This window comes from Pseudarthrobacter sp. R1, assembly GCF_024494415.1.
GTDB lineage: Bacteria > Actinomycetota > Actinomycetes > Actinomycetales > Micrococcaceae > Arthrobacter.
This window is the reverse complement of record NZ_JAMKFI010000004.1, coordinates 189578-213216: the sequence shown is the minus strand read 5'-3', so window position 1 is coordinate 213216 and position 23639 is coordinate 189578. Positions and strand designations below refer to the sequence as shown.

The window sequence follows — 23639 nt, the reverse complement described above, 5'->3', positions numbered from 1 at the left end:
GCGTCACAGGGCTGCCCGGTTACGGCAACAGCACCTTGCGACAACTAGCCGATCCGACGGGTGTCTACCTCGTCGTCGTCTTCTTCCAAATCATCCGCGTACTTATCCACATAAGCCGAATAGTCCGGTTCAACCGGCTCATTCGCGTAATGGCTCGTGGCACGACTACCTGGACCCGTCAGCTCACGCTGAAGTGCCGAGTAGTCAGTGTTCGGGGAGTAGTACTTGATATCCCGAGCCTGCTTGGTAGCTTTTGCCTTTTGACGGCCGCGCCCCATGGCGTGACCCCCTTTTGTACTTGGACCGGAGGTGGTCACCTTGGCGTAGGTGAGGCCCCGGAATGTTTGGTCAATTTGTCGTACACCTAGATTACATGCTTTCTGCTGGCCCTGCTTGCCAGCTGCAGCGCCCTGCGGCCACGCCGGGTACTATCCCTGCCCTTCCAAGGCCAGAATACGGCTTTTTTCTTCGGTAGAGTCGACTCAGCAGCTACTGACAATGGCCGGGAATCCGGCTGCCCACGGGGAGAAAACGGCAGGAGGAGGCGCCCAGTGAACCATAGTGACGTTCCGCCCAAACCGGCTTCGCCGCCCACCGCCGGCCTGCCCACGGTTCCTGCGGCAGAGTACGGAGTTCCAGCAGCCAAACCGCCGGCAAGCAACAAGGACCAGGAGCGGGACCTGGGCGAGGCGTTCGAGCAGGACCACGCCGTTATCCCTGACGGACCCGAAGCCGGCCGCGGCAGCGTCAGCCAGCAGACCCTGTGGAAGGCGTTCTTCGTCGTCGTCCTCTTAGCCGTCATCGGCTCACTGGTCTGGCTTGGCATGTGGCTGAACAGCAACGGGAACCAGGAAGCCTCCGCAGGCTCGGTTCCCGGGATCCTCGAAACCGCTGTCACGCCCCCTGCTACCCCACTGCCGCTCCCCCGCGAGGCGGAACCTGCCGCCTACGCCTTGGGTGACTGCTTCAAGGACTTTGACCCGGAGGCGCTCAAAACCACCGTCGTGCCGTGTGACACCGGCCATTCCGCACAGCTGGTTGCCGTGTTCCACTACCCGGAGGGCGAGGACTACCCGGGCGCGGAAGCACTCAAGGCCAAAGCCCTGGAAGCATGCCAGGCGGCAAAGCTGGGCCCGGCCACCAACCAGTACACGCTGACCTTTGAGCGCAGCTTCCCCAGCTCCACAAGTTGGGGCGCCGGGGACCGCAGACTGCACTGCTACGTCACTTCCCCCGGCGGCAACAACGTTAACGCGAGCGTGCTGCCCTAGACGCTTGGGTCACTGGGGCAGCACGCTTGTGACCAACCTTCGGTCCTAGTCCTTCCGGCGGACCACCAGCCCCGTTCCAGGAACAGCGCCGCCGTTGGGCCCGGACAGAGCCTCCAGCCCTTCGATGGTGAGTTCATCCACATCGGTGGCCGTGTCCACCAGCACGGTGTCCCCGTCAGCGATCTCGCCGGACAGGATGGCTTTGGCCAGGCGGTCGCCAATCTCGCGCTGGACCAGCCGGCGAAGAGGCCGGGCACCGTAGGCCGAATCGAAGCCGGACATGGCGAGCCAGGCACGGGCACCGTCGGTGACGTCGAGGGTCAGCCGGCGCTCGTGCAGTCTCCGGCCGAGTTCGGCCACCTGCAGTTCAACGATGCGGGCGAGCTCTTCCACTGACAGCGGATCGAACAGCACCACTTCATCCAGCCGGTTCAGGAACTCCGGCTTGAAGGAGGCGTTGACGGTGGTCATCACGGCGTTCCGCTTGGCTTCGGCATCCAGCGAGGGGTCCACCAGGAACTGGCTGCCCAGGTTGGACGTCAGCACCAGGATCGCGTTGCGGAAGTCCACGGTGCGGCCCTGGCCGTCGGTGAGCCGGCCGTCGTCGAGCACCTGCAGGAGGATGTCGAAGACCTCGGGATGGGCCTTCTCCACCTCGTCCAGCAGGATCACGGAGTAGGGGCGGCGGCGGACGGCTTCGGTGAGCTGGCCGCCCTCCTCGTAGCCCACGTATCCGGGAGGCGCACCCACGAGCCGCGCGACGGAATGCTTCTCGCCGTACTCGGACATGTCGATCCGTACCATGGCGCGTTCGTCGCCGAACAGGAAGTCCGCCAAGGCTTTGGCGAGCTCCGTCTTACCGACGCCCGTGGGGCCCAGGAACAGGAACGAACCCGTAGGGCGGTTGGGATCGCTGATGCCGGCGCGGGCGCGGCGGACAGCGTCGGAGACCGCGGTGACAGCCTTCTTTTGGCCGATCAGGCGCTTCCCGAGCTCCTCCTCCATGTGCAGCAGCTTCTGGCTTTCGCCCTGCAGCATGCGGCCGGCAGGAATGCCGGTCCAGGCGGAGATAACCTCGGCGATATCGTCGGCCGTCACCTGTTCGGCCACCATCTGCGCGGACTTGTCCGTGACGGCGGCTTCGGCCTCCGCGGCAGCGTTGAGCTCGCGCTCCAAGGCAGGGATCTCGCCGTATTGGATGCGCGACGTCGTCTCCAGGTCGCCTTCACGGTAGGCCTTGTCAGCGGCGCTGCGCAGTTCGTCCAGTTTCGCCTTGAGGTCACCCACCCGGTTGAGGCCGGCCTTTTCAGCCTCCCAGCGGGCGTTCAGGGCGGCGAGTTCCTCTTCCCTGTCAGCCTTGTCCGCACGGAGGGCGGCGAGGCGCTCCACGGACGCGGCGTCAGTCTCGCCTTCCAGGGCCAGCTCCTCCATGGTGAGCCGGTCCACGGCGCGGCGGAGCTGGTCAATCTCCTCCGGAGCGGAGTCGATTTCCATGCGCAGCCGGGACGCGGCCTCATCCACGAGGTCAATGGCCTTGTCCGGCAGCTGGCGGCCAGAGATGTAGCGGTTTGAAAGCGTCGCAGCAGCCACCAAGGCAGAGTCGGCAATAGCCACCTTGTGGTGCGCCTCGTAGCGTTCCTTCAGGCCGCGGAGGATGCCGATGGTGTCCTCCACACTGGGCTCCCCCACGTACACCTGCTGGAAACGGCGCTCCAGGGCAGGGTCCTTCTCGATGTTCTCGCGGTACTCATCCAGGGTGGTGGCGCCGATGAGCCGCAGCTCGCCGCGGGCCAGCATGGGCTTGAGCATGTTCCCGGCGTCCATGGAGGACTCGCCGGTGGCACCCGCACCCACCACCGTGTGGATTTCGTCAATGAAGGTGACGATCTGGCCTTCGGAGTTCTTGATCTCCTCCAGCACAGCCTTGAGGCGTTCCTCGAACTCACCGCGGTACTTGGCGCCGGCCACCATCGAGGCAAGATCCAGTGCGATTAAGGTCTTGCCGCGCAGGCTTTCCGGCACGTCCCCTGCCACGATGCGCTGGGCCAGGCCCTCCACCACGGCGGTCTTGCCGACGCCCGGCTCACCAATGATCACGGGGTTGTTCTTGGTGCGGCGGCTCAGGACCTGGACGATCCGGCGGATCTCCGTATCGCGGCCAATTACCGGGTCCAGCTTGCCCGACCGGGCCATGGCGGTGAGGTCCGTGCCGAACTTTTCCAGGGACTGGAAGGTGTTCTCCGGGTCCGGGCTGGTGACTTTCCGGTCGCCGCGGACACCGGGCAGGGCGGCAAGCAGGGCCTCGTGGGAGGCGCCGGCGTCGCGCAACAACCGGGCCGCCGCGTCGCTTCCGGCCGAGAGCCCCAGCAGGAGCACTTCGGTGGACACAAAAGTATCGCCCAGCCGGTCGGCTTCCTCCTTGGCATTCTGGATGGCCTGAAGCGCAGGCCGGGACAGCTGGGCCTGCTGGCTGGAAGCGCCGGAGGTGGCCGGCAGCGCTTTGATGGCACTGCTCGCCTGGACGCTTACGGCGTCCGGGTCCGCGCCGGTGGCTCGGAGCAGCGCCACGGCGACGCCTTCACGCTGGTCCATCAGCGCCTTGAGCAGGTGGGCCGGCTCCACCTGCGGATTGCCGGCCGTGGAGGCGTTCATGGCTGCAGCCGAAAGAGCCTCCTGGCTCTTGGTGGTGAATTTGACGTCCAAAGAGAGCTCCTTTCAGGGTCTTTTGTTTGGGTTGAGTCTACTACGCTCAACTTTGGTGGGGGTACTTTTTATTTCCTGTTTGCCCACAGCGAAAGGAGGCAGTGCAGCGAAGCAGGACGGAGGACTCGACCGGCCGCCCCGTTTCCAAGGCTGCCAATCCGCCCTAGGATCGCCTTGTGACCGGGGAGCACTGTGCCGCCGGCGCACGGCAGACGGGACATGCAGTGAAGAAGTTTGTTGTTCTCTACATCGCAGCGCAATCGGCCCAGGCCCAAATGGCCGAAAGCTCGCCGGAGGCAGCCCAGGAGGGCATGAAGGCCTGGATGGAATGGGCTGAGCGGGCAGGTGACGGGATCGTGGACATGGGGAACCCGTTGGGCGCCGGGAAGGAAATCACGGCAACCGGCACGGCAGACAGCAGCACCGGCGTGGCCGGTTACGGCATCCTCCAGGCCGAGGACCTCGCCGGCGCCCAGGAGCTGCTGGACGGCCACCCGCACCTCATGATGCCCGGCGCGAGTATCCAGGTTTACGAATCCCTGGACCTGCCGGGGATGTAGGCGCGGCCGGTCAGGCCGGGTAGATTGCCACGGCCGTGGCTTTGACGACGAAATGCACGGGCAGGCCGGGGACCAGGCCCAGGTCTGCCGAAGCGGCGGGAGTGATGTCCGCCGCCAGGCTTCCCGCCCGCACCCGGATGAGGTCGCCGTGCGGCTCAAGGTCCGTGATGGTCACCTCGAAATAGTTGCGGGGACTGCCGTGGGCATCGTCCAGGAACACGGAAACGGCCGACGGCGGGAACACGGCCACCGCTGCCAGGTCACCCTCGCCGGCCGGGCCCGGTTCCTCCGCGTGGCCGGCCACGGTCCGGCCGTCCGAAGTCCTGAGCCCGTCACGGGTGAGGGTTCCAGGAATCAGGTTCAGTCCCGCCAGCCCGGCCGCAAAGGTGCTGCGGGGCCGCTCGAGTACCTCCCGGGTGGGGCCTTCCTCTGAGATCCGGCCCCCTTCCAGGATGACTACCCGGTCCGCCAGCATCAGCGCGTCCAGGACGTCGTGGGTGATGATGATGGCCGGCCTGTCTGCGAGGACCCGTTTCAGCAGGCGGCGGAGCAGCGGCGCGGAATGGATGTCCAGCGCTGCCATGGGTTCGTCCAGGAGGAGAAGACCCGGATCAGCGGCCAGCGCCCTGGCCACCGCGACGCGCTGGGCCTGGCCGCCGGAGAGCTCGGCAGGGCGGCGGTCTTGGAGCTCCTGCGCTTCCACCTCGGCCAGCCAGCTGACTGCGTCGGCCCTCGCCTGGCGCTTCGCCATCCCGGCGCTCCGCGGACCGAAGGCTACGTTCTCCAGGGCGTTGAGGTGGGGGAACAGCAGGGGTTCCTGGGCAAGCAGTGCTGTACCCCGGTGATGCGGCGGCGTCCATCTGCTCCTGCCGGGCGAAAGGTCGAACAGCATCCGCCCGTTGAGCTCGGCCCGGCCGCTGTCCGGCCGCAGCAGTCCCGCGATCACGGCCAGCAGCGTGGACTTGCCCGCCCCGTTCGGCCCCATCACCGCTACCGTTTCGCGCGGACCGACCGTCAGGGCCACGTCGAACCCCCGCCCGGCCACAGCTGCCTCAAATGCGAACGTCACGCGGCGTTCCTCACCGGGGCGGCCGCCGCCGTCGTCGTCCGCTGCGACACCCAGCCGGCACGCCCGCCGGGCCGCCGGTACGCGAGCGCCACCACGGCCACCGCCACGGCCACCAGCACCAGGGAGAGGGCGACGGCGGCATCGGGGTCCGTTTCACGCTGCAGGTAGATTTCCAGCGGCAGCGTCCGGGTCACCCCCTGGAGGCTGCCCGCGAACGTGAGGGTGGCGCCGAACTCGCCCAGGCTCCGGGCAAAGGAGAGCACGGCCCCCGAGGCCAGCCCGGGCAGCACCAGCGGCAGCGTCACGCGGCGGAAGACCCGTCCCGGCGAGGCGCCGAGCGTTGCGGCGACAGCTTCGTACCGTTCGCCGCCGGTCCGCAGTGCCCCCTCCAGGCTCACTACTAAAAACGGCAACGCCACGAATGTCTGCGCCAGGACAACTGCGGTGGTGGAGAAGGCAATCTGGAGGCCGAGGACTTCCAAAGTGCTGCCCAGGAGGCCTTGGCGGCCGAACGTATAAAGGAGCGCGATGCCGCCCACCACGGGCGGCAGGACGAGCGGGAGCAGCACCAGCGAACGCAGCAGGCCCTGAAGTGGGAACCTCCCCCGGGCCAGAACGAGGGCCAGCGGTACACCGAGGAGGATGCACAGGGCGGTGCTGGCAGCGGAAGTCCGGAGGCTCAGGCCCAGGGCCGACACAGCGGACTCGGAGGTGACCAGCGGCAGGAAGTTGGCCCAGTTGACCCTCGCGACCATGGCGATCAGCGGCAGGACGACCACCAGGGCGGCCAGGACCGCCACGGCATGGATCCAACGCGGAACGCCGCTGTAAGCCTGGCGGCTCACGTCGAGCCCGGTCCGAAACCGGCGTCTGCTAACACTTGCTGCCCTTCAGGGCTGGCGACCAGTTCGAGGAAGGCGCGTGCATCTGCGCTGTTCCTGCTGTTGGACAGGACGGCGGCGGGGTAGCTGTTGACGGCACCTGCTGCTTCCGGAAAGGCAACGCCCTCCACCCTGCCTGCTGCGGACTTGAGGTCGGTGATGTAGACCAGCCCGGCGTCGGCTTCCGCGGAGACGACTTTGCCCAGCACGTCCGTCACGGAGTTTTCCTCGCTGACCGGGTTCAGGTCTGTTCCGGTCTGCTGTTCGATGGCGGCCACGGCGGCACCGCAGGGAACCTGCCGGGCACATTGCACCAGACGGGTTCCAGGTTTGGCGAGGTCCGCGAAAGAACGGATTCCAGCCGGATTTCCGGGCGGGACGGCGATGGCGAGCGTGTTGGTGGCGAAAATCTGCGGTTCGCCGTCCACCAGCCCGGCCTCCTGCAGTTTTTCCATGTTCCTGGTGTCTGCGGAGGCGAAGACGTCCGCCGGCGCGCCCTGATTGATCTGGGTGGCCAAGTCTGCCGACCCGGCGAAGTTGAGGGTGACGGTGGTGCCGGGGTGCCGGGCTTCAAACATCTTTGCCAGCTCCGTGAAGCTGGTTTTGAGGGATGCGGCAGCGAAGACGGTCAGGGTCCGGCCGCTACCATTGCCTGCGGCCTCGCCCTTGCCACTGCACGCTGCGAGCGCCGCGGCCATCAGCACCGCCAGCAGCAGGGCCGTGAGCTTACGGATCCTGTTCACAGCGCCTTGCCCTGGGGCGTTTCGATGATCACTGTGGTGGCTTTGACCACGGCGGTGGCCACGGAGCCGGGCTCCAGCCCCAGCTCCGTAACTGCCTCGCTGCTCATGAGCGACACCACCCGGAACGGCCCGCACTGCAGCTCCACCTGGGCCATCACCTTGTCCGCCGTGATGCCGGTAACCAGGCCCACGAACCTGTTGCGCGCGGAACTGCCGGTACGGTGCGGATCGTCCGGAAGCTGCGCGAGTTTCCGGGCGTGCCGGGCAAGTTCCAGCCCGTCCACAGCGAGCCGGCCGCCCTCGTCCTTCACGGGAGTGAGCGATCCGTTGTCCAGCCAGCGCCGCACAGTGTCGTCGCTGACACCTAGGAAGCGGGCAGCCTCAGCAACGCGAATAATGGTCATAGGGTCAGTGTAAGGCGCAGATACGGTAAAACCGCCCCGATTTGTGCCGCATCCTCGTATATTGCCTGGACGTTTCCCGCGGCTTGTTTGGCGCGTTCCTGCTGAGCGCGCCTGCACCCGCCCCAACTAGACTTCCTCCATGGCCATCTACATCGACCCGCCGCTCTGGCCTGCCCACGGGACCCACTTCTCGCATCTGGTGTCTGACGCGTCGCTGGCGGAACTGCACGAGTTCGCCGCCGCGGCCGGCATTCCGGAGCGGGCCTTCGACGGCGACCATTACGACGTTGCCGAGCGCCGCTTCGATGAGCTGGTTGTGGCGGGGGCCATTCCCGTGGAGGCCCGGATCCTGGTCCGCAAGCTGATCGGCAGCGGCCTGCGGATCCCTGCCCGGCAACGGAACAAGTCGCTCAAGGTTCCGCTGTTCAACCGCTGGGACGCCATCATGCCCGGCCACGACGCGCTGTTCCTGGACCTCCTGGACCGCTGGAGCGAGCCGCACCGCCGGTACCACGGCTGCACCCACCTGCTGTCGGTACTGGAGGCGCTCGACCTGCTCACCGATCCCGTTGACCCGCCACGCACGGTGCTGCTGGCCGCATGGTTCCACGACGCCATCTATCGGGGCGTGGCGGGGCAGGACGAAGAAGACTCGGCCCGCCTCGCGGAGGACCGTTTGGCGGCTGCCTGCCTTTCCGAGCCGGAGGTTGCGGAGGTGGCCCGGCTGGTGCGGCTGACATCGGACCATCGGCCCGGGCCGGGGGACGACGACGGCGCCCTCCTTTGCGATGCCGACCTTTCCGTCCTGGGCGGCGAACCTGACGAGTATGCGAGGTACGTGGCCGACGTCCGCCAGGATTATGCGCACATTGGCGACGCTGACTTCGCAGCCGGGCGCGCCGCCGTCGTACGCCACCTGCTGGAACTTGACCCGCTGTTCCACACTGGCCGGGCGCAGGAGCTGTGGCTGGACGCCGCCCACCGGAACCTGAAAGGCGAACTGGCGTGAACGCACCCACTTCAAACCCCCGCCACACGCTGACGGCAAGTGCCGCCCACCGGCAACTGCCGTACACAGTGCGGCTGGAATGGGGGCTCGACGGCGCCAGGACAGTAACGTCCGGGGCGGACCTCGCCGTGGTGGTGGACGTCCTGTCCTTCAGCACCTGCGTCAGCGTCGCCCTGGACCGGGGAGCCGTCGTTTTTCCGTTTCCCTGGAAGGACACCGGCGCGGAGGATTTCGCCGCCCGCCACGGCGCCCAACTCGCTGGGCCCCGCAACGGCGGCGGGCTGAGCCTCTCCCCCGCGAGTCTCCGGGCTGCGGGGTCCTTGGAACGGGTGGTCCTGCCGTCGCCGAACGGTTCCGCTCTATGCCATGAACTGGCGGGCGAGGTCCCGCTGGTGGCTGCGGTATCGCTCCGCAATGCGGCGGCAACAGCCGATTGGGTGATGGCCACCTTCGATGAAGGTGCCGTGATCGCGGTGATCGCCGCCGGCGAACACTGGCCGGACGGCACCCTCCGCCCTGCTGCGGAGGACCAGATCGGTGCAGGCGCATTTGTGGCGGGCCTGGTGGCTGCCGGAAAGGGCGGCTACGAGGCCGAAGACGGCAGGCACGGTTACTCACCGGAAGCCGTGGCGGCGATGGCGGTGTTCGAGGCGGCGGAACCGCGGCTCCGCGAAATGCTGCACGGGTGTTCAAGCGGCCGCGAGCTGGCGGGTGCCGGCTATGCCGACGACGTGGATATCGCCGCGGAATTGGATGACAGCGGCGCCGTGGCCCTCCTGGTAAACGGGGCATTCAGCCCCCGCTAAAGGATACGGTGCCCTGTTGGTCCGGCCGGACCAAGGGAATAGTTTCCGCCAGCCGGACCTTTACGGTTCCCGTTGCGGGATGCAACACTGCTCGGATGACCCTGCGCATCCAGTCCCTTTGCATCGATTCGACCGATCCGAAAGTGCCCGCGGACTTCTGGGAGAAAGCGCTGGGGTGGCGCCGGACCTACGAGGCGGACGACGAGATTGTGCTCGAGCCGCCGGCCGGCAGCCCCGAGGACGGGGTATCCCCGGATCTGCTCTTCCTCAAGGTGCCCGAGCGCAAGGAGGTCAAGAACAGGCTTCACCTGGACCTGAGGACCGCGACGCAGAGGTGGCAAGGCTCGAAGGCCTTGGTGCCAACGCGTTTCCGTCGGCCAGGGCCCGGAGGTCACCTGGGTGGTAATGGCTGATCCGGACGGCAATGAGTTCTGCGTCCTGCGGGCGCTGCGGCCGGATGAGCTGACGGAGTAGAGGCCCGTCAGCTCATCCGGCCGGGCCCGGGCTGCTTTCGGCAGTGAGGCGGGGAGCCGGGTTACCGGTAGGCCGTGACGAACGGCGCGCTGGTGGGCACAATCTGCTTGCCCAGCGGCATCAGGGACACCGGGATGAGCTTCAGGTTCGCGATGGCCAGCGGGATGCCGATGATGGTGACGGCCATGGCAAAGGCAGTGACCACGTGGCCGATGGCAATCCAGATACCCGCCACCAGCAGCCAGATCACATTGCCCAGCAGCGGGAACACCCCGGTGCCGCCGGGCTTGTCCACCACGGTGCGTCCGAACGGCCACAGCGTGTACGCCGCAATCCTGAAGGAGGCGATGCCCCACGGGATGGTGATGATCAGCAGGCAGCAGATTATGCCGGCCAGGAAATAGCCCAGCGCAAGCCAGAATCCCCCGAAAACCAGCCAGATGATGTTGAGCAGTGTCTTCATTCATCCATTGTGCCCCGGGGGCTCTGGCAAAAGGATGGGGGTTTGCCCTGACCGGCCCCTTAACCCGGCTGCTAGGCCGGGGCAGCAGCACCCTTCGCTGCCTGCACAAAGGCACGCACCTTAGCCAGGTCCTTCACGCCCCGGGATGCCTCCACGCCGGAGGAGACATCGACGCCCCAGGCGTGGGCTGCCGTAGAGGCGGTACCGACGTTGGCGGGGTCGAGCCCGCCGGCGAGCAGCCAATGCCGTCCTTGAAGAACCGGCAGGGCGGCCACGGAAGCATAGTCCCACGCCTCCCCGGAGCCCGGCACGGCGGCGTCGATCAGCAAAAGATCCTCGCCCCAGTCTTCGAACTCCTCCGGGGCGGCATCCATGGTGACTGCCCTGATCAGCTTCATGCCGGCGTCGTGCACGGTAGCGACGTCCTCGCGGGTGCGCGGGCCGTGCAGCTGGATCCATTCCAGCCCGGCAACGCGGGCGATCGCCACGGCGTCGGCCACCGGTTCGTGGCGGAATACTCCGATGGGCGAGACTCCCTCGGGGACCTCCGCCAGCAACGAGGACGCCTGGGACGGCGAGACAACGCGGGGGCTGGCGGTGAGGACGAAACCCACGGCATCCGCCCCGGCACTTACCGCTTCACGAACGGATTCGGGCGTACTGAGACCACACACTTTTACAAACATTCCCGGCTCCTTGAGGCTGTTTTTGTGTTATCCCCCCGGAGGAGAGTAGCAGGAAGGCTGGCCGCGGGATGTACGCGGGGGAATTAGGCTGGGCAGATGGAGATCATCCGCTTTGCAGACCTAAAGCCCGAACCCTGGCGGAACGGCGGCGGAGTGACGCGCCAGCTGGCCAGCCAGCCCGGCGCAGCTTCCACGCGGGACGGGGCCTGGGACTGGCGGGTCAGCATCGCAGACGTCAGCAAGGCCGGTGACTTCTCCGCGTTCCCGGGGATGGAGCGGGTGCTGACGGTGGTCGAGGGAGAGCTCCTGCTGCTGTCCGTGGACGGCGCCGAACATCCCCTCGAGAAGTACCGGCCGTTCCGGTTTCCGGGCGGGGCCAGCACGCATGCTTCCCTTCCGACCGGCGACATCCGGGACCTCAACGTCATCACGCGGGCAGGCCGCTTCAAGGGCTTTACGTCCATCATCGAGCTCTCGAAAAAGCGAGCCAAGCCCATCTTCGAAGGGCAACTGGGGATCCTGCTCCAGGGCCAGGCCACGGCAGCCGAAGGAACCGAGGAACCCGAGGCCCTGGCGCGGTACGACGCCGTGGTGGGCTCCGACGTCGACACCCCTGACGTCCTGGGCCGCGGTTTCCTGGCCGTCGTCTCGATCGACCCGGTGGAGGATGAGTCGGTGGAGGATGAGCCCGGCTCGGAATAGGCCAGCCTCGCCTTTGGGTAGCAGAGCCTTTCCACACTGGTGGCTCCCCGCAGCCGTCCCTAGACTCGGGCTATGACCACTTCAACATTCAATGCGCTCCTGTCCACCCAGATCGCCAACGAATTCACGGCATCGCAGCAGTACATTGCCGTGGCCACCTGGTTCGCCAACCAGGACCTCCCCCAGCTGGCCAGGTACTTCTACCGCCAGTCTGTGGAGGAACGGAACCACGCCATGATGATGGTGCAGTACATGCTGGACCGGGACATCGCCTTCACCATTCCCGGCGTCCCCGCAGTCCGCAACGACTTCACCTCGGTCACCGAGCCGCTGGCCCTGGCTCTGCAGCAGGAAAAGGAAGTCACCCGCAACATCGAGGACCTGTTCCGGGCCGCCCGCGGCGAAAACGATGCACTGGGCGAGCAGTTTATGCTCTGGTTCCTGAAGGAGCAGGTGGAGGAAGTCGCGTCCATGACCACGCTGCTGAACATCGCCGAGCGTGCGGACAACCTGTTCGACATCGAGAACTTCATTGCCCGCGAAACGGTCGGCGACGGCGGCCGCGACTCCTCCGCCCCGGAAGCTGCCGGCGGCGCGCTCTAACCCCTCCCTGCCCCAAGTAGGTAGCGCGAAGTGTCGTTTTGACGCTTCATAACGACACTTCGCGCTACCCAGTTGGGCTGGCGGGACAGTGGTGAGGTTCCGCACCATCGGTGGCCACCCGGCGTCGGGCGTTGCTACGCTGGAAAGGTAGGCTCCGCAAACGGGCCTCCGGACGACGGTTCAGTACCCGGCACGCGACAAGACTGGCCAAAGGATCTGTCATGCCGTGGTTAATCCTCATTCTTTCCGGTGCCCTTGAAGCCGTGTGGGCCGCAGCCCTGCACCGCACCTTCCAGGCTTCCGGCCGGCGCCGCATCGCCCCCGCCGCCCTCTTTCTGGTCTCCGTGGCCGCCAGTACCGGCGGCCTGGCCATCGCCATGCAATCGATTTCCACCGGGACGGCCTACGCCGTGTGGGTGGGCGTTGGTGTGGTGCTGACCTCCGCCTACGCCATCGTCACCAAGGTGGAACGCCCGACGGCGGCACGCCTCCTCCTGCTGTCCGGCATCGCGGTGTGCGTGGTAGGCCTGAAGGTGGTGGCGTAATGCTGCGGCGCTCGATTCCTTGGCTGGTGCTTCTTGCCTCGGCCGTTCTCGAAGCGGTGTGGGCCACCGCTCTCGGTTTGTCCGACGGCTTTACCGAGCCCGTTCCCACCCTGGTCTTCGCGGTGACGGCGACGTTGAGCATGCTGGGCCTGGGCATGGCCATCCGGACTATTCCCCTGGGCACCGCCTATGCCGTGTGGGTGGGAATTGGTGCGGCGCTGACGGTGGGTTGGGCCATGGCAACCGGCGTCGAGGCCTTCAGCGTGGTGAAAGTGATGTTCATCGCCGGGATCGTAGGCTGTGCGGCTGGCCTCAAGGTGCTGCCCGGCGGGGCCGACGCCTCCGAGCCGGAAACTGCCTCCCCAGCCCGCCGCTGAATGTCCCCATGATTCAGGCAGGCCGACGGCGTGGCCCCCGGGATCGCCGTCGGCTGTGGCCTTCCTGGAACAAAAGGTGGGGAGATTCAGTGGGCGGTCTAGGCTTTTGCCATGGACTCCCCCGAGATCACCCAGGCGATGGCAGCCCTCCGGGCAAGGCTCGTCCCGGGAACGCGGACCGTGCTGGGCATCGCAGGGGCGCCAGGCTCCGGCAAGTCCACCTTCGCCGAGTGGATCCGGCAGCAGTTCGAGCCCGGGCAGGCCGTGGTGGTGCCCATGGACGGCTTCCACCTCGGCAACGCCATCATCGACGGCACCCCGTTGCGGGAGCGCAAGGGAGCCATGGACACGTTCGACGCCGGCGGTTACCTTTCGCTGCTGCGCCGCCTGGTGCGCCGGGATGAGCCCGTGGTTTACGCCCCGGAGTTCCGGCGCACCCTGGATGAACCCGTAGCAGCCTCCATCGCGATCCCGGCCGACGTCCCGCTGGTGATCACCGAGGGCAACTACCTGCTGATGGAGCAGGAACCCTGGAAGGACATCAGGGCCCAGCTGGACGAGGTGTGGTTTGTGGACACGCCCCCTGAGCTGCGCCTGGCGCGCCTCGTGGAACGGCACGTCTCGTTCGGCATGGAACCCGCTGCCGCCGACGCTTGGGCAACCGGCCCGGACGAAGCGAACGCGGTGCTGATCCAAGCGACCCGCCCAGCTGCCGACCGGGTCATTCCCTGGCAGTAGGACCGGCGGAATGCAGCCACCGGGAGCGGGGTTCTTGGCTTGGACGGACGTGATCGACCTCTACTACATGCACCGCCGTGACCTCCGCGTTCCGATTGTGGAAACCGTGGAGGCCATGGCGGAGCTTGTGCAGCAGGGCAAGGTCAAGCACCTGGGGCTGTCGGAGGTGACGGCCCAGGAGCTGCTCGGCCTGCCCGTCGTCCCTATCCCCGGCACCCGCAAAACTCACCGGATCGACGAAACCTGGGTGCCTTGGCCCTGAAGCTGACCCCGGCGCAACTGGACGCACTGGCCGAAGCTTCGGACGCCGTCGTCGGTTCCCGCTCGGCGGATCCCAACTGGGTGTCGCAGGGCCGCGAGTAACCGGCGCCGGAAAAGTGTGTCCCTAGACTGAAGCCTATGGACTCACTTCTGTACGACCTGCCGGCACTGACCATCAGGCGGATCTCCGTCAGCGAGATGGACAACAACGTGTACCTGCTGACCGCCAAAGCCAGCGGCGAGCAGGTGCTGATCGACGCCGCGGATGACCTGCCGGCCATCCAGCAGCTGCTGCAGGATGCGGCTGCCGATACATCCGCTGCGCCCAGGCTTGTCCTGATCGCCACCACGCACCAGCACTGGGACCACGTGCGGGCGTTGAAGGAACTGGTGGCGGCCACGGGCGCGCCCACTGCTGCAGGAAAGGACGACGCCGACGCGTTGCCAATCGCGGTGGACCGGCACCTTCAGCACGGGGATACCGTGGCCGTGGACGGCTTCGAGCTGACGGCCGTCCACCTGCGCGGGCACACCCCGGGATCGATCGCGTTTGTGTACGAGGACCCGGAAGGCCCCACGCACATCTTTTCCGGCGACTCGCTGTTCCCCGGCGGGGTGGGCAACACGCAGAACGATCCGGAGCGGTTCGCCCGGCTTCTCACCGACGTCAGCGAGCGGCTGTTCGGGACTTACCCGGACGCCGCCGTCGTGCATCCGGGCCACGGCAAGCCGACCACCCTGGGTGCCGAGCGGCCGCACCTAGAGGAGTGGCGCGCCCGCGGCTGGTGAGGAACGCGGTGGTCGAAACCCGACAGGCTCAACCACCGGAGGTTTAGCGTGGGCCCACGCCGGCAGGGTTCCCTGGCCGAGCTTGCGAGGCGAGGGTGCCGGTGGGGATTAGCGGCTGCGGCGCTCGTTAGACGCCGGAGCCGAAGCACGGCGCGGGCCGCTGCGGGCGGGACGGCCGGAACCGCCGCCGTTGCCTGAACCGTAGGATCCGCCGGAGGTTCCGCCGGTGTTCGAGGACCAGACGGCCTTGTTGCCGCCGCTGGCTGCACCTGCACCTGCGGCGCGTGAACCGCCACTGGTCCGGGCACCTGCACCGGCTGCGGCGCGCTGGCCCGTTGCCGGACGGCCGCTGCGCTGTCCGCCGGAAGCAGCCGGACGGCCTGAGGAAGCCGGACGCCCTGTGCCCCCACGGGGAGCGTCGCTGCGGGTTACGCGTGAATCAGTGCGTCCGTCCGAACCGCGGCCAGCCGCTGCACGGCCACCTGCTGCGGGGACGTCGTTGCGGTGGGTCGAAGCTGCAGTGCCGCGGCCACGGGCGTTGCGTCGGGCGGCTGCTGCTGCGACGGCGCGGTCCTCGTTCTGCTCGGCAACGCGGTCAAACGCTGCGCGGGCTTCGGTGCGGCCCTCGAACGCTGCTGCCCGACGCTCGGCACGCGGAACATCGGTACGTGTGGGCTCGGCGGAAACCCGGCCGCGTCCACCACGGCCGCCACGGCCGCCGGCAGTGGGTGCAGCCTGGCGGCGGGCCCGCTTGCGCTCGGCGTTGGCTCCCGTTGAGGTGCCGCCGCCCTGCTGTGCGGCCTTCTTGGCCAGCAGCGCTGCGCGGGTGCGCGGATCGATCTTCTCAGCCATATCGCCCACGAGCTCGGCAACGATGGGCGAGCTCGCGGTGACGCGCTCGAAGTTAACCTCGACGCCGGCGGCCTTCATCAGCTTCTTCACGTCGGTCTGCTGCTCGGGGAGGGTCAGCGTGACCACAGTGCCGTCGGAACCGGCACGGGCGGTGCGGCCTGAACGGTGCAGGTAGGCCTTGTGCTCGGTGGGCGGGTCAACGTGGATCACCAGTTCGACGTCGTCCACGTGCACGCCGCGGGCTGCGACGTCGGTGGCCACCAGGACGCGAACGTCGCCGGAGGAGAACTCGGCGAGGTTACGGTCGCGGGCGTTCTGTGAGAGGTTGCCGTGCAGGTCGACGGCGGGGATCCCGGCGTCGGTGAGGGTCTTGGCCAGCTTGCGGGCGTGGTGCTTGGTCCGCATAAAGAGGACGCGGCGGCCGGCACCGGAGGCGAGCTCCACGATCAGCTGCTTCTTGACGGTCTGGTCGTTGACCACCAGGACGTGGTGCTCCATGGTGGTCACTGCTGCCTGGGGATCGTCCACGGAGTGCGTGAGCGGGTTGGACAGGTAGCGCTGGACAATCTTGTCCACCCCGTTGTCCAGGGTTGCGGAGAAGAGCAGGCGCTGGCCCTGGCTGGGGGTCATGTCCATGAGCTTCTTCACCACGGGCAGGAAGCCGAGGTCGGCCATGTGGTCGGCCTCGTCCAGGACGGTGATTTCCACGGCCTCGAGGGTGAGGATGCGCTGGCGGATCAGGTCCTCCAGGCGGCCGGGGCAGGCGATGACGATGTCGACGCCGGCACGCAGGGCCTTTTCCTGGCGGGCCTGGGAGATGCCGCCGTAAATCACGGTGGTGTTCAGGCCGGCGGCCTTGGCCAGCGGCTCGATGGTGGCGTTGATCTGGGTGGCCAGCTCGCGGGTCGGTGCCAGGACCAGTCCCATGGGGCGGCCGGGCTTGCGGAAGTGCTTGGCTTCACGCTCGGCAAGGCGTGCCACCAGGGGGATGGCGAAGGCGATGGTCTTACCGGAGCCGGTGCGGCCGCGGCCCAGGACGTCGCGTCCTGCCAGTGTGTCAGGGAGGGTCTTGACCTGGATGGGGAACGGCTCGGTGATTCCCTGGGCGCTGAGGGTGTCGGCAAGGGCTTTGGGCGTGCCGAGGGCAGCAAAAGTAGTCAAAGTTCAAAGGTCTTTCAGGCGGTATCCGTACGGATATCGGCCCCCGACGCCGGTTGGCCCAGGGGGTTCGCCGAAGAAAAGTCAGGTGATCAACCAGCCTGCTGCCGCTTATGCAAAGCGACGGCCGGGACCAAATGGAACGCGTTCATCGACGCAGGATGTGCCTCTCACATGAAAAAAGCCCCGTCCCCTAAATGAAGGGATACATGGGCATCACTGCACATCAAGTTCCACCAGTCTAGCATCCTCCGCACACCCCGCTTCTCCACCCCTGCCCTGTCCCCTCCCAACTAGGTCGCGCTAAGTGTCGTTCTCGGCCTCCAAAACGGCACTTAGCGCTAGTCACTTGGGCGTTGCGAACGCAGCCTGTGCGGGGCAGGGTTGAGGCATGAGCGAACACACGGCCCACCAGCATGGACATGAGCCAACGCATGACGGCGGCCCCGGCCTTTCCGGGGACAGCGAGGGCCAGGGGATCCGGGACGCGGCTTCCCTGTGGGACGAGCGGTACCGCAGCAAACCCCAGATCTGGAGCGGCAAGCCAAACCCCCAACTGGTCCGGGAAGCGGGCGGGCTGCGGCCTGGACATGCGCTGGACCTTGGCTGCGGCGAAGGTGCTGACGCCATCTGGCTCGCCCAACACGGCTGGACCGTCACCGCCGTCGACGTTTCAGCCGTGGCGCTGGAACGTGCGCACGGGCACGAGAAAGCCGCGCTGGCGCGCGAGAGCGTGCATGCAGCCGAAGGCGCCATCGCCAGCCGCATTCACTGGCAGCAGGCCGACCTCGCGGAATGGCGGCCCGGGGAAACGTACGATCTCGTGACCTCACAGTTCCTCCACTCCCAGGAACTCGCCTGGCAGGGCCCCCTTTGCACGGCCGCCGCGGCAGTCAAGCCAGGGGGAACCCTGCTGGTGGTGGGGCACCATCCGCACCGGCTGCCGCCCTGGGGCGGGGCGCACACCCACGACGGGATGTTCTACACCGGGGAGCAACTGGTCCAGGAGCTGGGGCTTGACGGGCCCGAATGGCAGCTGGAAGTGCAGACCAGCCGGGAGCGGCCGGTCACGGGGCCGGACGGCCAGCACGCCACCATCGCCGACGTGGTGGTGCGCGCCAGCCGGCTCCCCTGACTGGACAAGAACTCAAAGGGTTTTGGCGGCGACCCGAGGCGCGATGGCGGCCGCGGCTACCGCGACCACGGCGGCGAGGCCAAAGACGCCCGCGAAGGATTCCGTCGTCGTAAAGGCCGCGAAAACGATGCCGGTGGTGGCCAGTGCGAGCGCGCCGCCCAGGGAGTCGGAGATGGACATGGCCGAGCTGTTGAAGCCCTCGTTGTCCTTCGTGGACAGCGCCAGGGTCATCACGCTCAGCCGCGGATAGAGCAGGCCCATGCCGCCGCCGGCAAAGATCCACCCCGCGATCGCGACGGCGGCCGGCCAGTGCAGCGCGGTGGTGGCCAGGGCAAGGACCACAGCGCCCAGAACCATCAACGAACCGATGCGGACGGCGCGGCGGTGGGACAACCGCGCACCGAGCCGCGCCTGGACTGCCGACGCACCCGCCCAGGCCAACGCTCCACCCGTAAGGGTGAGCCCGGCAAAGGTGGGCGAAAAGGCATACTGCTCAATCAGCAGGTACGGCAAATAGACTTCGGCGCCGAAGAATGCGGCAGAGGCAAGCCCGCGGACCAGGATCACGCTTGGCAGGCCGCGCCAGGCGATAAGCGTGCGCGGCGGCACCAGCGGCCGCACGGCCACCAGGGCAACCACGACGGCGGCCACCGCCAGCAGTACCGGCGCGGCGGGGAAACCGGGAAGCGTGACCTCCCGCGACAGGTTGAGCCCCAGTACGGCAAGGGCCGCCAGAGTGGCCCAGGCCAGGCGGCCGAGGGCCCACGGGGCGGGTGGTTGCCCTGACAGGGCTGCCTGTTCCTTGGCGGACGTCATCCCGCGCAGCACCGGCACGATCATCACCAGCGCCGGAATGACCAGGCCCACCACACCCAGGAACACCCAGTGCCAGCTCAACACCTGCGCCACAATTCCGGCTGCGAAGGGCCCCACCAGGGACGGGATCACCCAGGCCGCGGAGAAGGCAGCGAAAATCTTGGGGTGCAGCAACCCCGGATAGATACGGGCCACCAACACGTACAACGCAACGGTCAGGGCACCGCCGCCCAACCCCTGCACCAGCCGGCCCGCCACCAGCAGCGGCATGGAGACGGCGGTGCCCGCGATCAGCAGCCCCGCCACGAACAGCGCTACCGACGCATACAGGGGAACGGTGGGTCCCCTGCGGTCGGACCAGTTTCCTGCAGCTACCATGCCGATCACGCCTGTTGCCAGCGGGCCGGCAAACGCCAGCGCGTAGAGGCCCGCACCATTCAGCTCGCGGCTGACCACGGGCATGATGGTGGTCACCGCAAGGGATTCGAACGCCGCCAGGAACACCAGCGCGCAGGCACCGACGGTCACCCACAGGTATGGCCGCTGCAGTATGCCGGCGTGGGGATCTGCGGCTGAAAGGGTTGTCTCGCGCACGCTTCTGGCCCGATTCGTTGCTTGTCTTTCGGGCCAGCATAGCGGCCGGCAGCGACAGGGCTTGCGCTTCCTGCAGGCTCACCCGGCGCTGGCCACCGCCGCGGGGACGATGACCCGTCCCGTGGCCGTGGAATCCTGGTTCAGCATCCAGCCCACCCGTTTGACGGTACTGAGCATCACCACGCTTTCCACCAGTTCAATCCCGGGGATCCGCTGCTGCAGGGCGAGTTCCGCGTTCATCACATCAGCGAGCGACTGCAGCCACATAATGATCACGAAGTTGGTGCGGCCAGTGGTGGAGGCGCTAAGGCGGACGTTGCGGAGGCCCCGAAGCTCGACGGCGGCCGCCTCATGCCTGCCTGCCGGTACGTTGGCGAACCACTGGCACGTTACGGGGTAGCCGGAAAACTTTTGCGCAACTTCACAGCGGAAGGAGAGCACCCTGCTCGCGAGGACGCGGTTCAGCTGGCGCTGCACTGTGGCAGGATGCCTGTCCAAGGCCCGGGCGACGTCGGCCGCCGTCGCCCGCCCGTCCCTTGCCAGGAAGGGCAGCAGCGCCAGGTGGCTTTCGGGCAAAGGTTCGACGACGGACTCCGGTGGCGCAGATCCTGCCGCTTCCGGCCCGGCCTTGACCTGCAGCGCAGCAACCTGCGCCCGGTCCAGTACGTTGAGGCGCCAGGCGTAACCGCCGGAGTGCAGCCTGGTGCATAGCGACGTCTGGTACTTCAGCAGGCCATCGATGTCCTTGAGGCGGGAGGCCACCGCAGTGGTGAACTCCTCAAGGGACGGGGTCAGGACTGTCAGCATCAGGTCCCGGTTGCTGGCCGCTTCCTCGATGGTGACGATCTCCGGTACGGCAGCCAGGGCTTCCGTCACCTCTTCTCGGCGGTGCATCTCGCAGTCGACGTCCACGAAGGCCAGGCACATCTGCTTCGGATCGCCCATCAGGTGGGCCGTCACCCATGCGGCACCCGACCGGCGTACCCGTTCCCACCGCGCCGCCAAGGTGGTGGCGTGCACGCCCAGGATTTCGCCTGCATCCGCCCAGCTCACCCGGGGCGCGATCTCAAGCGCGTTGATGAGGGCGAGGTCCTCCTCGGTCAGTTCCATGGTGTCCATTCTTCCGCACGGCTGCATAAATCGAGGAGCAGGAGTATTACGCTTGCATTTTTCCAGCAGTTCCCGCACTTGTGAAGCAGGTCACGCCAGACTGGAAGCAGTCCATCTTTTGGAGGAGCAGAAATGACCATCACATCCGCGGCCAGGGAACTCCAGCCGGAACTGACCCGGTTCCGCCACGCCATGCATCAGGAGCCGGAGATCGGCCTCGACCTGCCACGGACGCAGGAAAAGGTCCTTCAGGCGCTGGACGGACTCCCCTACGAAATCACCCTGGGCAAGGATACGACGTCGGTCACGGCCGTGCTCCGCGGCACCGGCGGCGCCCCGGGCGCGGGGGCCGGGCAGGGACAGAAAACCGGGCAGGGAGAGGAGGCCGCGCCGGCCGTCCTGCTTCGCGCCGACATGGACGCCCTGCCGGTCCAGGAAAAGACCGGTGTGGACTACACCTCCCGCCTGGACGGCGCCATGCACGCCTGCGGCCACGACCTCCATACCGCGATGCTCACGGGTGCCGCTACCCTCCTGGCCGAGAACCGGCACAACCTGGCCGGGGACGTGGTCCTGATGTTCCAGCCCGGCGAGGAAGGGTTTGACGGCGCCAGCTACATGATCCGCGAGGGTGTGTTGGACGCGCCGGGCCGCCGGGTGGACGCCGCGTACGGCATGCACGTGTTTTCCGCCCTGGAACCGCACGGCACCTTCACCACGAAGCCAGGAGTGATGCTCAGCGCCTCCGACGGCCTGGTGGTCACCGTGCTCGGTGCAGGCGGCCATGGTTCGGCCCCGCACGCGGCCAAGGATCCGGTGACTGCGGCCGCCGAGATGGTCACCGCGCTGCAGGTGATGATCACCCGCCAGTTCAACATGTTCGATCCGGTGGTCCTCTCCGTCGGCGTCCTCCACGCCGGCACCAAGCGGAACGTCATCCCGGAAACCGCGCGGATCGAAGCCACCATCCGGACTTTCTCCGAGGCTTCCCGGGAGAAGCTGATGGACTCCATTCCCCGCCTCCTGCAGGGGATCGCGTCCGCTCACGGCCTCGAGGTCGACGTCGACTACCAGCAGGAGTACCCCCTCACCATCACGGACGAGGACGAGACCCATACGGCCGAGAACGTCATCACGGAGCTGTTCGGTGATTCCCGGCTGTCACGCTGGGCCACTCCCCTCAGCGGTTCGGAGGACTTTTCCAGGGTGCTGGCGGAAGTGCCCGGCACGTTCATCGGGCTCAGCGCCGTTCCCCGCGGCGTGGACCATGCCGCCTCCCCGTTCAACCACTCACCGTACGCAACGTTCGACGACGGCGTCCTGGCGGACGGTGCCGCCCTCTACGCGGAACTCGCTACGCAGCGCCTCGCCGCGCTCTCGCAATCCCGCACCAACAACTCCTGATCCACCCTTCCAGGAAGAGAACTGAAATGACCACTGTCGTGAACCCGCAGCGCAGCGCGCGCGCTGCAATGCGGAAAACCATTGTTGGTACCGGGATCGGCAACGCCGTTGAGTGGTACGACTGGGCGATCTATGCAACCTTCACCCCCTTCATAGCCAGCCAGCTGTTCAGCAAGGCGGACCCGGCGTCGGCCGTCCTGTCCACGCTGGCGATCTTCGCCGTCGGCTTCGTTGCCCGGCCCTTCGGCGGATTCCTGTTCGGCTGGATCGGTGACCGGGTGGGCCGCAAGACGTCCATGACCCTGGCCGTCGGCCTGGCCTCGCTGGGCAGTCTGATGATCGGCATCGCGCCGACGTTCGCAAGCATCGGCGCGTGGGCTTCCCTGATGCTGCTGGTGGCCCGGCTGGTCCAGGGCCTGGCGCACGGCGGTGAGCTGCCGTCGTCGCAAACGTACCTCTCGGAGATGGCGCCGAAGGAAAAGCGCGGGTTCTGGGCCACCCTGATCTACACATCAGGCACGGTGGGCATCCTGTTCGGCACGCTCCTGGGCGCCGTGCTGAACATGGTGCTCAGCACGGAAGCCATGAACGCCTGGGGCTGGCGCATCCCCTTCCTGATCGGGGCGGCGCTGGGGCTGTACGCACTGATCATGCGGTCCCGGCTGCACGAGACCGAAGCCTTCGAAAGCGAGTCCGTGCGCGAAAAGCGGGCCCCGATCTGGCCGCAGATTGTCCGCCACCGCAAGCAGGCCATGCAGGTCATCGGCCTGACCGTGGGCCTCACGGTGATCTACTACATCTGGGGTGTGGTGGCGCCGAGCTACGCCACCACCGCACTGAAGATCGACCGCGGCGAGGCCCTGTGGGCCGGCGTCATCGGCAACATTGTGTTCATCGCGGCGCTGCCCTTCTGGGGCAAACTCTCGGACCGCATTGGCCGCAAGAAGGTGCTGTGGTCCGGTGCCATTGGCTCTGCCGTGATGCACTTCCCCATGACTTGGCTGCTGAAGGACTCTGCGTGGCAGCTGGCGGTTGGCATGTCCGTGATGCTGATCTTCATCGCCGCGAGCGCCGCGATTGTGCCGGCCGTGTATGCCGAACTCTTCCCCACCAGCATCCGCACCGTGGGCGTGGGTGTTCCGTACTCCATCTGCGTAGCGCTCTTCGGCGGCACCGCCCCCTACCTGCAGCAGTGGCTGGGCACCACCCTGCAGCTGCCCGATCTGTTCAACGTCTACGCCGTGCTGCTGCTGGTGGTCAGCGCCTTGTTCGTCTTCACCATCCCAGAGACCAAGGGCAAGGACCTCACGCACTAGCTCCCCCAAGTAAGTAGCAGTAAGTGTCGTTATGAACGCTCATAACGACTGTGAGGATTGGGGTGGCTGGTCCGGGACTGGCTGGCAGAGTTGGTACTGGCCGTTCCGCGCTGTGGTCGTGACTCACAGAACGATTGGCCCCCGATTGGGGTGTCCTGTAAGTGACTTGT

25 protein-coding genes, 1 pseudogene and 1 riboswitch are annotated in these 23639 nt (G+C 67.1%); of the genes and pseudogenes, 15 read left to right on the top strand and 11 right to left on the bottom strand.

Features of this window, described 5'->3' with window-relative positions:
• Nucleotides 1–44: 44 nt before the first annotated feature.
• On the bottom strand, nt 45–278 hold the full coding sequence (locus tag M8J71_RS04045) for a DUF3073 domain-containing protein (protein WP_050053419.1): 234 nt from the start codon (nt 276–278) through the stop codon (nt 45–47).
• 273 nt (nt 279–551) lie between these two features.
• On the opposite strand from M8J71_RS04045, the gene M8J71_RS04040 reads away from it, so the two are divergent.
• Complete coding sequence (locus M8J71_RS04040; protein WP_256246712.1) at nt 552–1271, top strand: septum formation family protein; 720 nt, start codon at nt 552–554, stop codon at nt 1269–1271.
• 45 nt (nt 1272–1316) lie between these two features.
• Here M8J71_RS04040 and clpB read toward each other — a convergent pair whose 3' ends face one another.
• A complete protein-coding gene (gene clpB, locus M8J71_RS04035; protein WP_256246711.1) occupies nt 1317–3974 on the bottom strand; it encodes an ATP-dependent chaperone ClpB in 2658 nt (885 codons plus the stop codon).
• A gap of 176 nt (nt 3975–4150) precedes the next feature.
• Between clpB and M8J71_RS04030 the strand changes: the two genes are divergently transcribed.
• A complete protein-coding gene (locus tag M8J71_RS04030) occupies nt 4151–4534 on the top strand; it encodes a YciI family protein (protein WP_256246710.1) in 384 nt (127 codons plus the stop codon).
• A 10-nt stretch (nt 4535–4544) separates the two neighbouring features.
• Here the strand turns inward: M8J71_RS04030 and M8J71_RS04025 are convergent, their stop codons facing one another.
• The 4 genes from M8J71_RS04025 to M8J71_RS04010 are packed head-to-tail and all read right to left on the bottom strand — an operon-like array spanning nt 4545 to nt 7631.
• On the bottom strand, nt 4545–5603 hold the full coding sequence (locus M8J71_RS04025) for a sulfate/molybdate ABC transporter ATP-binding protein (protein ID WP_256246709.1): 1059 nt from the start codon (nt 5601–5603) through the stop codon (nt 4545–4547).
• Entirely contained in the window at nt 5600–6448 is an 849-nt protein-coding gene (locus M8J71_RS04020) for an ABC transporter permease (protein ID WP_256246708.1), read from the bottom strand. The genes M8J71_RS04025 and M8J71_RS04020 overlap by 4 nt, the downstream gene beginning before the upstream one ends.
• Complete coding sequence (modA, locus tag M8J71_RS04015; protein ID WP_256246761.1) at nt 6445–7182, bottom strand: molybdate ABC transporter substrate-binding protein; 738 nt, start codon at nt 7180–7182, stop codon at nt 6445–6447. The genes M8J71_RS04020 and modA overlap by 4 nt, the downstream gene beginning before the upstream one ends.
• A gap of 41 nt (nt 7183–7223) precedes the next feature.
• On the bottom strand, nt 7224–7631 hold the full coding sequence (locus tag M8J71_RS04010) for a TOBE domain-containing protein (RefSeq protein WP_256246707.1): 408 nt from the start codon (nt 7629–7631) through the stop codon (nt 7224–7226).
• Nucleotides 7632–7770: 139 nt separating this feature from the next.
• Here M8J71_RS04010 and M8J71_RS04005 point away from each other — a divergent pair, with 139 nt between their 5' ends.
• From M8J71_RS04005 to M8J71_RS03995, 3 genes are all read left to right on the top strand, one after another.
• On the top strand, nt 7771–8640 hold the full coding sequence (locus tag M8J71_RS04005; protein WP_256246706.1) for a DUF4031 domain-containing protein: 870 nt from the start codon (nt 7771–7773) through the stop codon (nt 8638–8640).
• Entirely contained in the window at nt 8637–9446 is an 810-nt protein-coding gene (locus M8J71_RS04000; protein ID WP_256246705.1) for a 2-phosphosulfolactate phosphatase, read from the top strand. Before M8J71_RS04005 ends, M8J71_RS04000 begins: the two co-directional genes overlap by 4 nt.
• Before the next feature lie 95 nt (nt 9447–9541).
• Nucleotides 9542–9859, top strand: coding sequence for a VOC family protein (locus M8J71_RS03995; RefSeq protein WP_308292945.1), 318 nt, complete (start codon nt 9542–9544; stop codon nt 9857–9859).
• Between the two features lie 122 nt (nt 9860–9981).
• On the opposite strand, the gene M8J71_RS03990 is transcribed toward M8J71_RS03995, so the two are convergent.
• Together M8J71_RS03990 and M8J71_RS03985 are read right to left on the bottom strand one after the other, a co-directional pair.
• Nucleotides 9982–10383: a YccF domain-containing protein gene (locus tag M8J71_RS03990; protein WP_256246704.1), complete on the bottom strand. Its 402-nt coding sequence runs from the start codon at nt 10381–10383 to the stop codon at nt 9982–9984.
• Between the two features lie 71 nt (nt 10384–10454).
• Nucleotides 10455–11069 carry a phosphoribosylanthranilate isomerase gene (locus M8J71_RS03985; RefSeq protein ID WP_256246703.1) on the bottom strand — a complete coding sequence of 205 codons (615 nt, stop codon included), beginning with the start codon at nt 11067–11069 and terminating at the stop codon, nt 10455–10457.
• A 96-nt stretch (nt 11070–11165) separates the two neighbouring features.
• On the opposite strand from M8J71_RS03985, the gene M8J71_RS03980 reads away from it, so the two are divergent.
• The 7 genes and pseudogenes from M8J71_RS03980 to M8J71_RS03950 all read left to right on the top strand — a co-directional run bounded on the left by M8J71_RS03980 (nt 11166) and on the right by M8J71_RS03950 (nt 15084).
• Entirely contained in the window at nt 11166–11771 is a 606-nt protein-coding gene (locus tag M8J71_RS03980; protein WP_256246702.1) for a HutD/Ves family protein, read from the top strand.
• A 72-nt stretch (nt 11772–11843) separates the two neighbouring features.
• Nucleotides 11844–12374 (top strand): ferritin, encoded by a 531-nt coding sequence (locus M8J71_RS03975; protein WP_256246701.1) that lies wholly within the window; start codon nt 11844–11846, stop codon nt 12372–12374.
• 146 nt (nt 12375–12520) lie between these two features.
• Nucleotides 12521–12586: riboswitch (guanidine-III (ykkC-III) riboswitch) on the top strand.
• A gap of 9 nt (nt 12587–12595) precedes the next feature.
• Nucleotides 12596–12919, top strand: a complete 324-nt coding sequence (locus tag M8J71_RS03970; RefSeq protein ID WP_256246700.1) for a DMT family transporter — start codon at nt 12596–12598, stop codon at nt 12917–12919.
• The gene (locus M8J71_RS03965; protein WP_256246699.1) at nt 12919–13296 is read left to right on the top strand and encodes a DMT family transporter; all 378 of its coding nucleotides are present in this window, start codon (nt 12919–12921) and stop codon (nt 13294–13296) included. Before M8J71_RS03970 ends, M8J71_RS03965 begins: the two co-directional genes overlap by 1 nt.
• Nucleotides 13297–13407: 111 nt before the next feature.
• Nucleotides 13408–14034 carry a nucleoside/nucleotide kinase family protein gene (locus M8J71_RS03960; protein WP_256246698.1) on the top strand — a complete coding sequence of 209 codons (627 nt, stop codon included), beginning with the start codon at nt 13408–13410 and terminating at the stop codon, nt 14032–14034.
• A gap of 43 nt (nt 14035–14077) precedes the next feature.
• Nucleotides 14078–14397: pseudogene (locus M8J71_RS03955) on the top strand (aldo/keto reductase); the annotation flags it as partial.
• 36 nt (nt 14398–14433) lie between these two features.
• Nucleotides 14434–15084 carry an MBL fold metallo-hydrolase gene (locus M8J71_RS03950; RefSeq protein WP_256246697.1) on the top strand — a complete coding sequence of 217 codons (651 nt, stop codon included), beginning with the start codon at nt 14434–14436 and terminating at the stop codon, nt 15082–15084.
• A gap of 108 nt (nt 15085–15192) precedes the next feature.
• Here the strand turns inward: M8J71_RS03950 and M8J71_RS03945 are convergent, their stop codons facing one another.
• On the bottom strand, nt 15193–17097 hold the full coding sequence (locus M8J71_RS03945; RefSeq protein WP_256246696.1) for a DEAD/DEAH box helicase: 1905 nt from the start codon (nt 17095–17097) through the stop codon (nt 15193–15195).
• 388 nt (nt 17098–17485) lie between these two features.
• On the opposite strand from M8J71_RS03945, the gene M8J71_RS03940 reads away from it, so the two are divergent.
• Nucleotides 17486–18229 carry an SAM-dependent methyltransferase gene (locus M8J71_RS03940; RefSeq protein WP_256246695.1) on the top strand — a complete coding sequence of 248 codons (744 nt, stop codon included), beginning with the start codon at nt 17486–17488 and terminating at the stop codon, nt 18227–18229.
• Nucleotides 18230–18241: 12 nt separating this feature from the next.
• Here M8J71_RS03940 and M8J71_RS03935 read toward each other — a convergent pair whose 3' ends face one another.
• Both M8J71_RS03935 and M8J71_RS03930 read right to left on the bottom strand, forming a co-directional pair.
• A complete protein-coding gene (locus M8J71_RS03935; RefSeq protein ID WP_256246694.1) occupies nt 18242–19639 on the bottom strand; it encodes an MFS transporter in 1398 nt (465 codons plus the stop codon).
• A gap of 78 nt (nt 19640–19717) precedes the next feature.
• The gene (locus tag M8J71_RS03930; protein WP_256246693.1) at nt 19718–20749 is read right to left on the bottom strand and encodes an Lrp/AsnC family transcriptional regulator; all 1032 of its coding nucleotides are present in this window, start codon (nt 20747–20749) and stop codon (nt 19718–19720) included.
• A 132-nt stretch (nt 20750–20881) separates the two neighbouring features.
• Here M8J71_RS03930 and M8J71_RS03925 point away from each other — a divergent pair, with 132 nt between their 5' ends.
• Both M8J71_RS03925 and M8J71_RS03920 read left to right on the top strand, forming a co-directional pair.
• Nucleotides 20882–22153, top strand: coding sequence for a M20 metallopeptidase family protein (locus tag M8J71_RS03925; RefSeq protein WP_256246692.1), 1272 nt, complete (start codon nt 20882–20884; stop codon nt 22151–22153).
• 26 nt (nt 22154–22179) lie between these two features.
• A complete protein-coding gene (locus tag M8J71_RS03920) occupies nt 22180–23469 on the top strand; it encodes an MFS transporter (protein WP_256246691.1) in 1290 nt (429 codons plus the stop codon).
• Nucleotides 23470–23639: the final 170 nt, after the last annotated feature.

What these genes read in the sequence shown, in the direction of transcription:
- M8J71_RS03985 (WP_256246703.1), bottom strand. Translation starts at nt 11,069, where the DNA reads ATGTTTGTAAAAGTGTGTGGTCTCAGTACGCCCGAATCCGTTCGTGAA.
- M8J71_RS03995 (WP_308292945.1), top strand. Translation starts at nt 9,542, where the DNA reads ATGACCCTGCGCATCCAGTCCCTTTGCATCGATTCGACCGATCCGAAA.
- M8J71_RS03970 (WP_256246700.1), top strand. Translation starts at nt 12,596, where the DNA reads ATGCCGTGGTTAATCCTCATTCTTTCCGGTGCCCTTGAAGCCGTGTGG.
- M8J71_RS03920 (WP_256246691.1), top strand. Translation starts at nt 22,180, where the DNA reads ATGACCACTGTCGTGAACCCGCAGCGCAGCGCGCGCGCTGCAATGCGG.
- M8J71_RS03975 (WP_256246701.1), top strand. Translation starts at nt 11,844, where the DNA reads ATGACCACTTCAACATTCAATGCGCTCCTGTCCACCCAGATCGCCAAC.
- M8J71_RS04005 (WP_256246706.1), top strand. Translation starts at nt 7,771, where the DNA reads ATGGCCATCTACATCGACCCGCCGCTCTGGCCTGCCCACGGGACCCAC.
- M8J71_RS03950 (WP_256246697.1), top strand. Translation starts at nt 14,434, where the DNA reads ATGGACTCACTTCTGTACGACCTGCCGGCACTGACCATCAGGCGGATC.
- modA (WP_256246761.1), bottom strand. Translation starts at nt 7,182, where the DNA reads ATGGCCGCGGCGCTCGCAGCGTGCAGTGGCAAGGGCGAGGCCGCAGGC.
- M8J71_RS04010 (WP_256246707.1), bottom strand. Translation starts at nt 7,631, where the DNA reads ATGACCATTATTCGCGTTGCTGAGGCTGCCCGCTTCCTAGGTGTCAGC.
- M8J71_RS03960 (WP_256246698.1), top strand. Translation starts at nt 13,408, where the DNA reads ATGGACTCCCCCGAGATCACCCAGGCGATGGCAGCCCTCCGGGCAAGG.
- M8J71_RS03925 (WP_256246692.1), top strand. Translation starts at nt 20,882, where the DNA reads ATGACCATCACATCCGCGGCCAGGGAACTCCAGCCGGAACTGACCCGG.
- M8J71_RS04045 (WP_050053419.1), bottom strand. Translation starts at nt 278, where the DNA reads ATGGGGCGCGGCCGTCAAAAGGCAAAAGCTACCAAGCAGGCTCGGGAT.
- M8J71_RS03990 (WP_256246704.1), bottom strand. Translation starts at nt 10,383, where the DNA reads ATGAAGACACTGCTCAACATCATCTGGCTGGTTTTCGGGGGATTCTGG.
- M8J71_RS03940 (WP_256246695.1), top strand. Translation starts at nt 17,486, where the DNA reads ATGAGCGAACACACGGCCCACCAGCATGGACATGAGCCAACGCATGAC.
- M8J71_RS03980 (WP_256246702.1), top strand. Translation starts at nt 11,166, where the DNA reads ATGGAGATCATCCGCTTTGCAGACCTAAAGCCCGAACCCTGGCGGAAC.
- M8J71_RS03965 (WP_256246699.1), top strand. Translation starts at nt 12,919, where the DNA reads ATGCTGCGGCGCTCGATTCCTTGGCTGGTGCTTCTTGCCTCGGCCGTT.
- M8J71_RS03930 (WP_256246693.1), bottom strand. Translation starts at nt 20,749, where the DNA reads ATGGAACTGACCGAGGAGGACCTCGCCCTCATCAACGCGCTTGAGATC.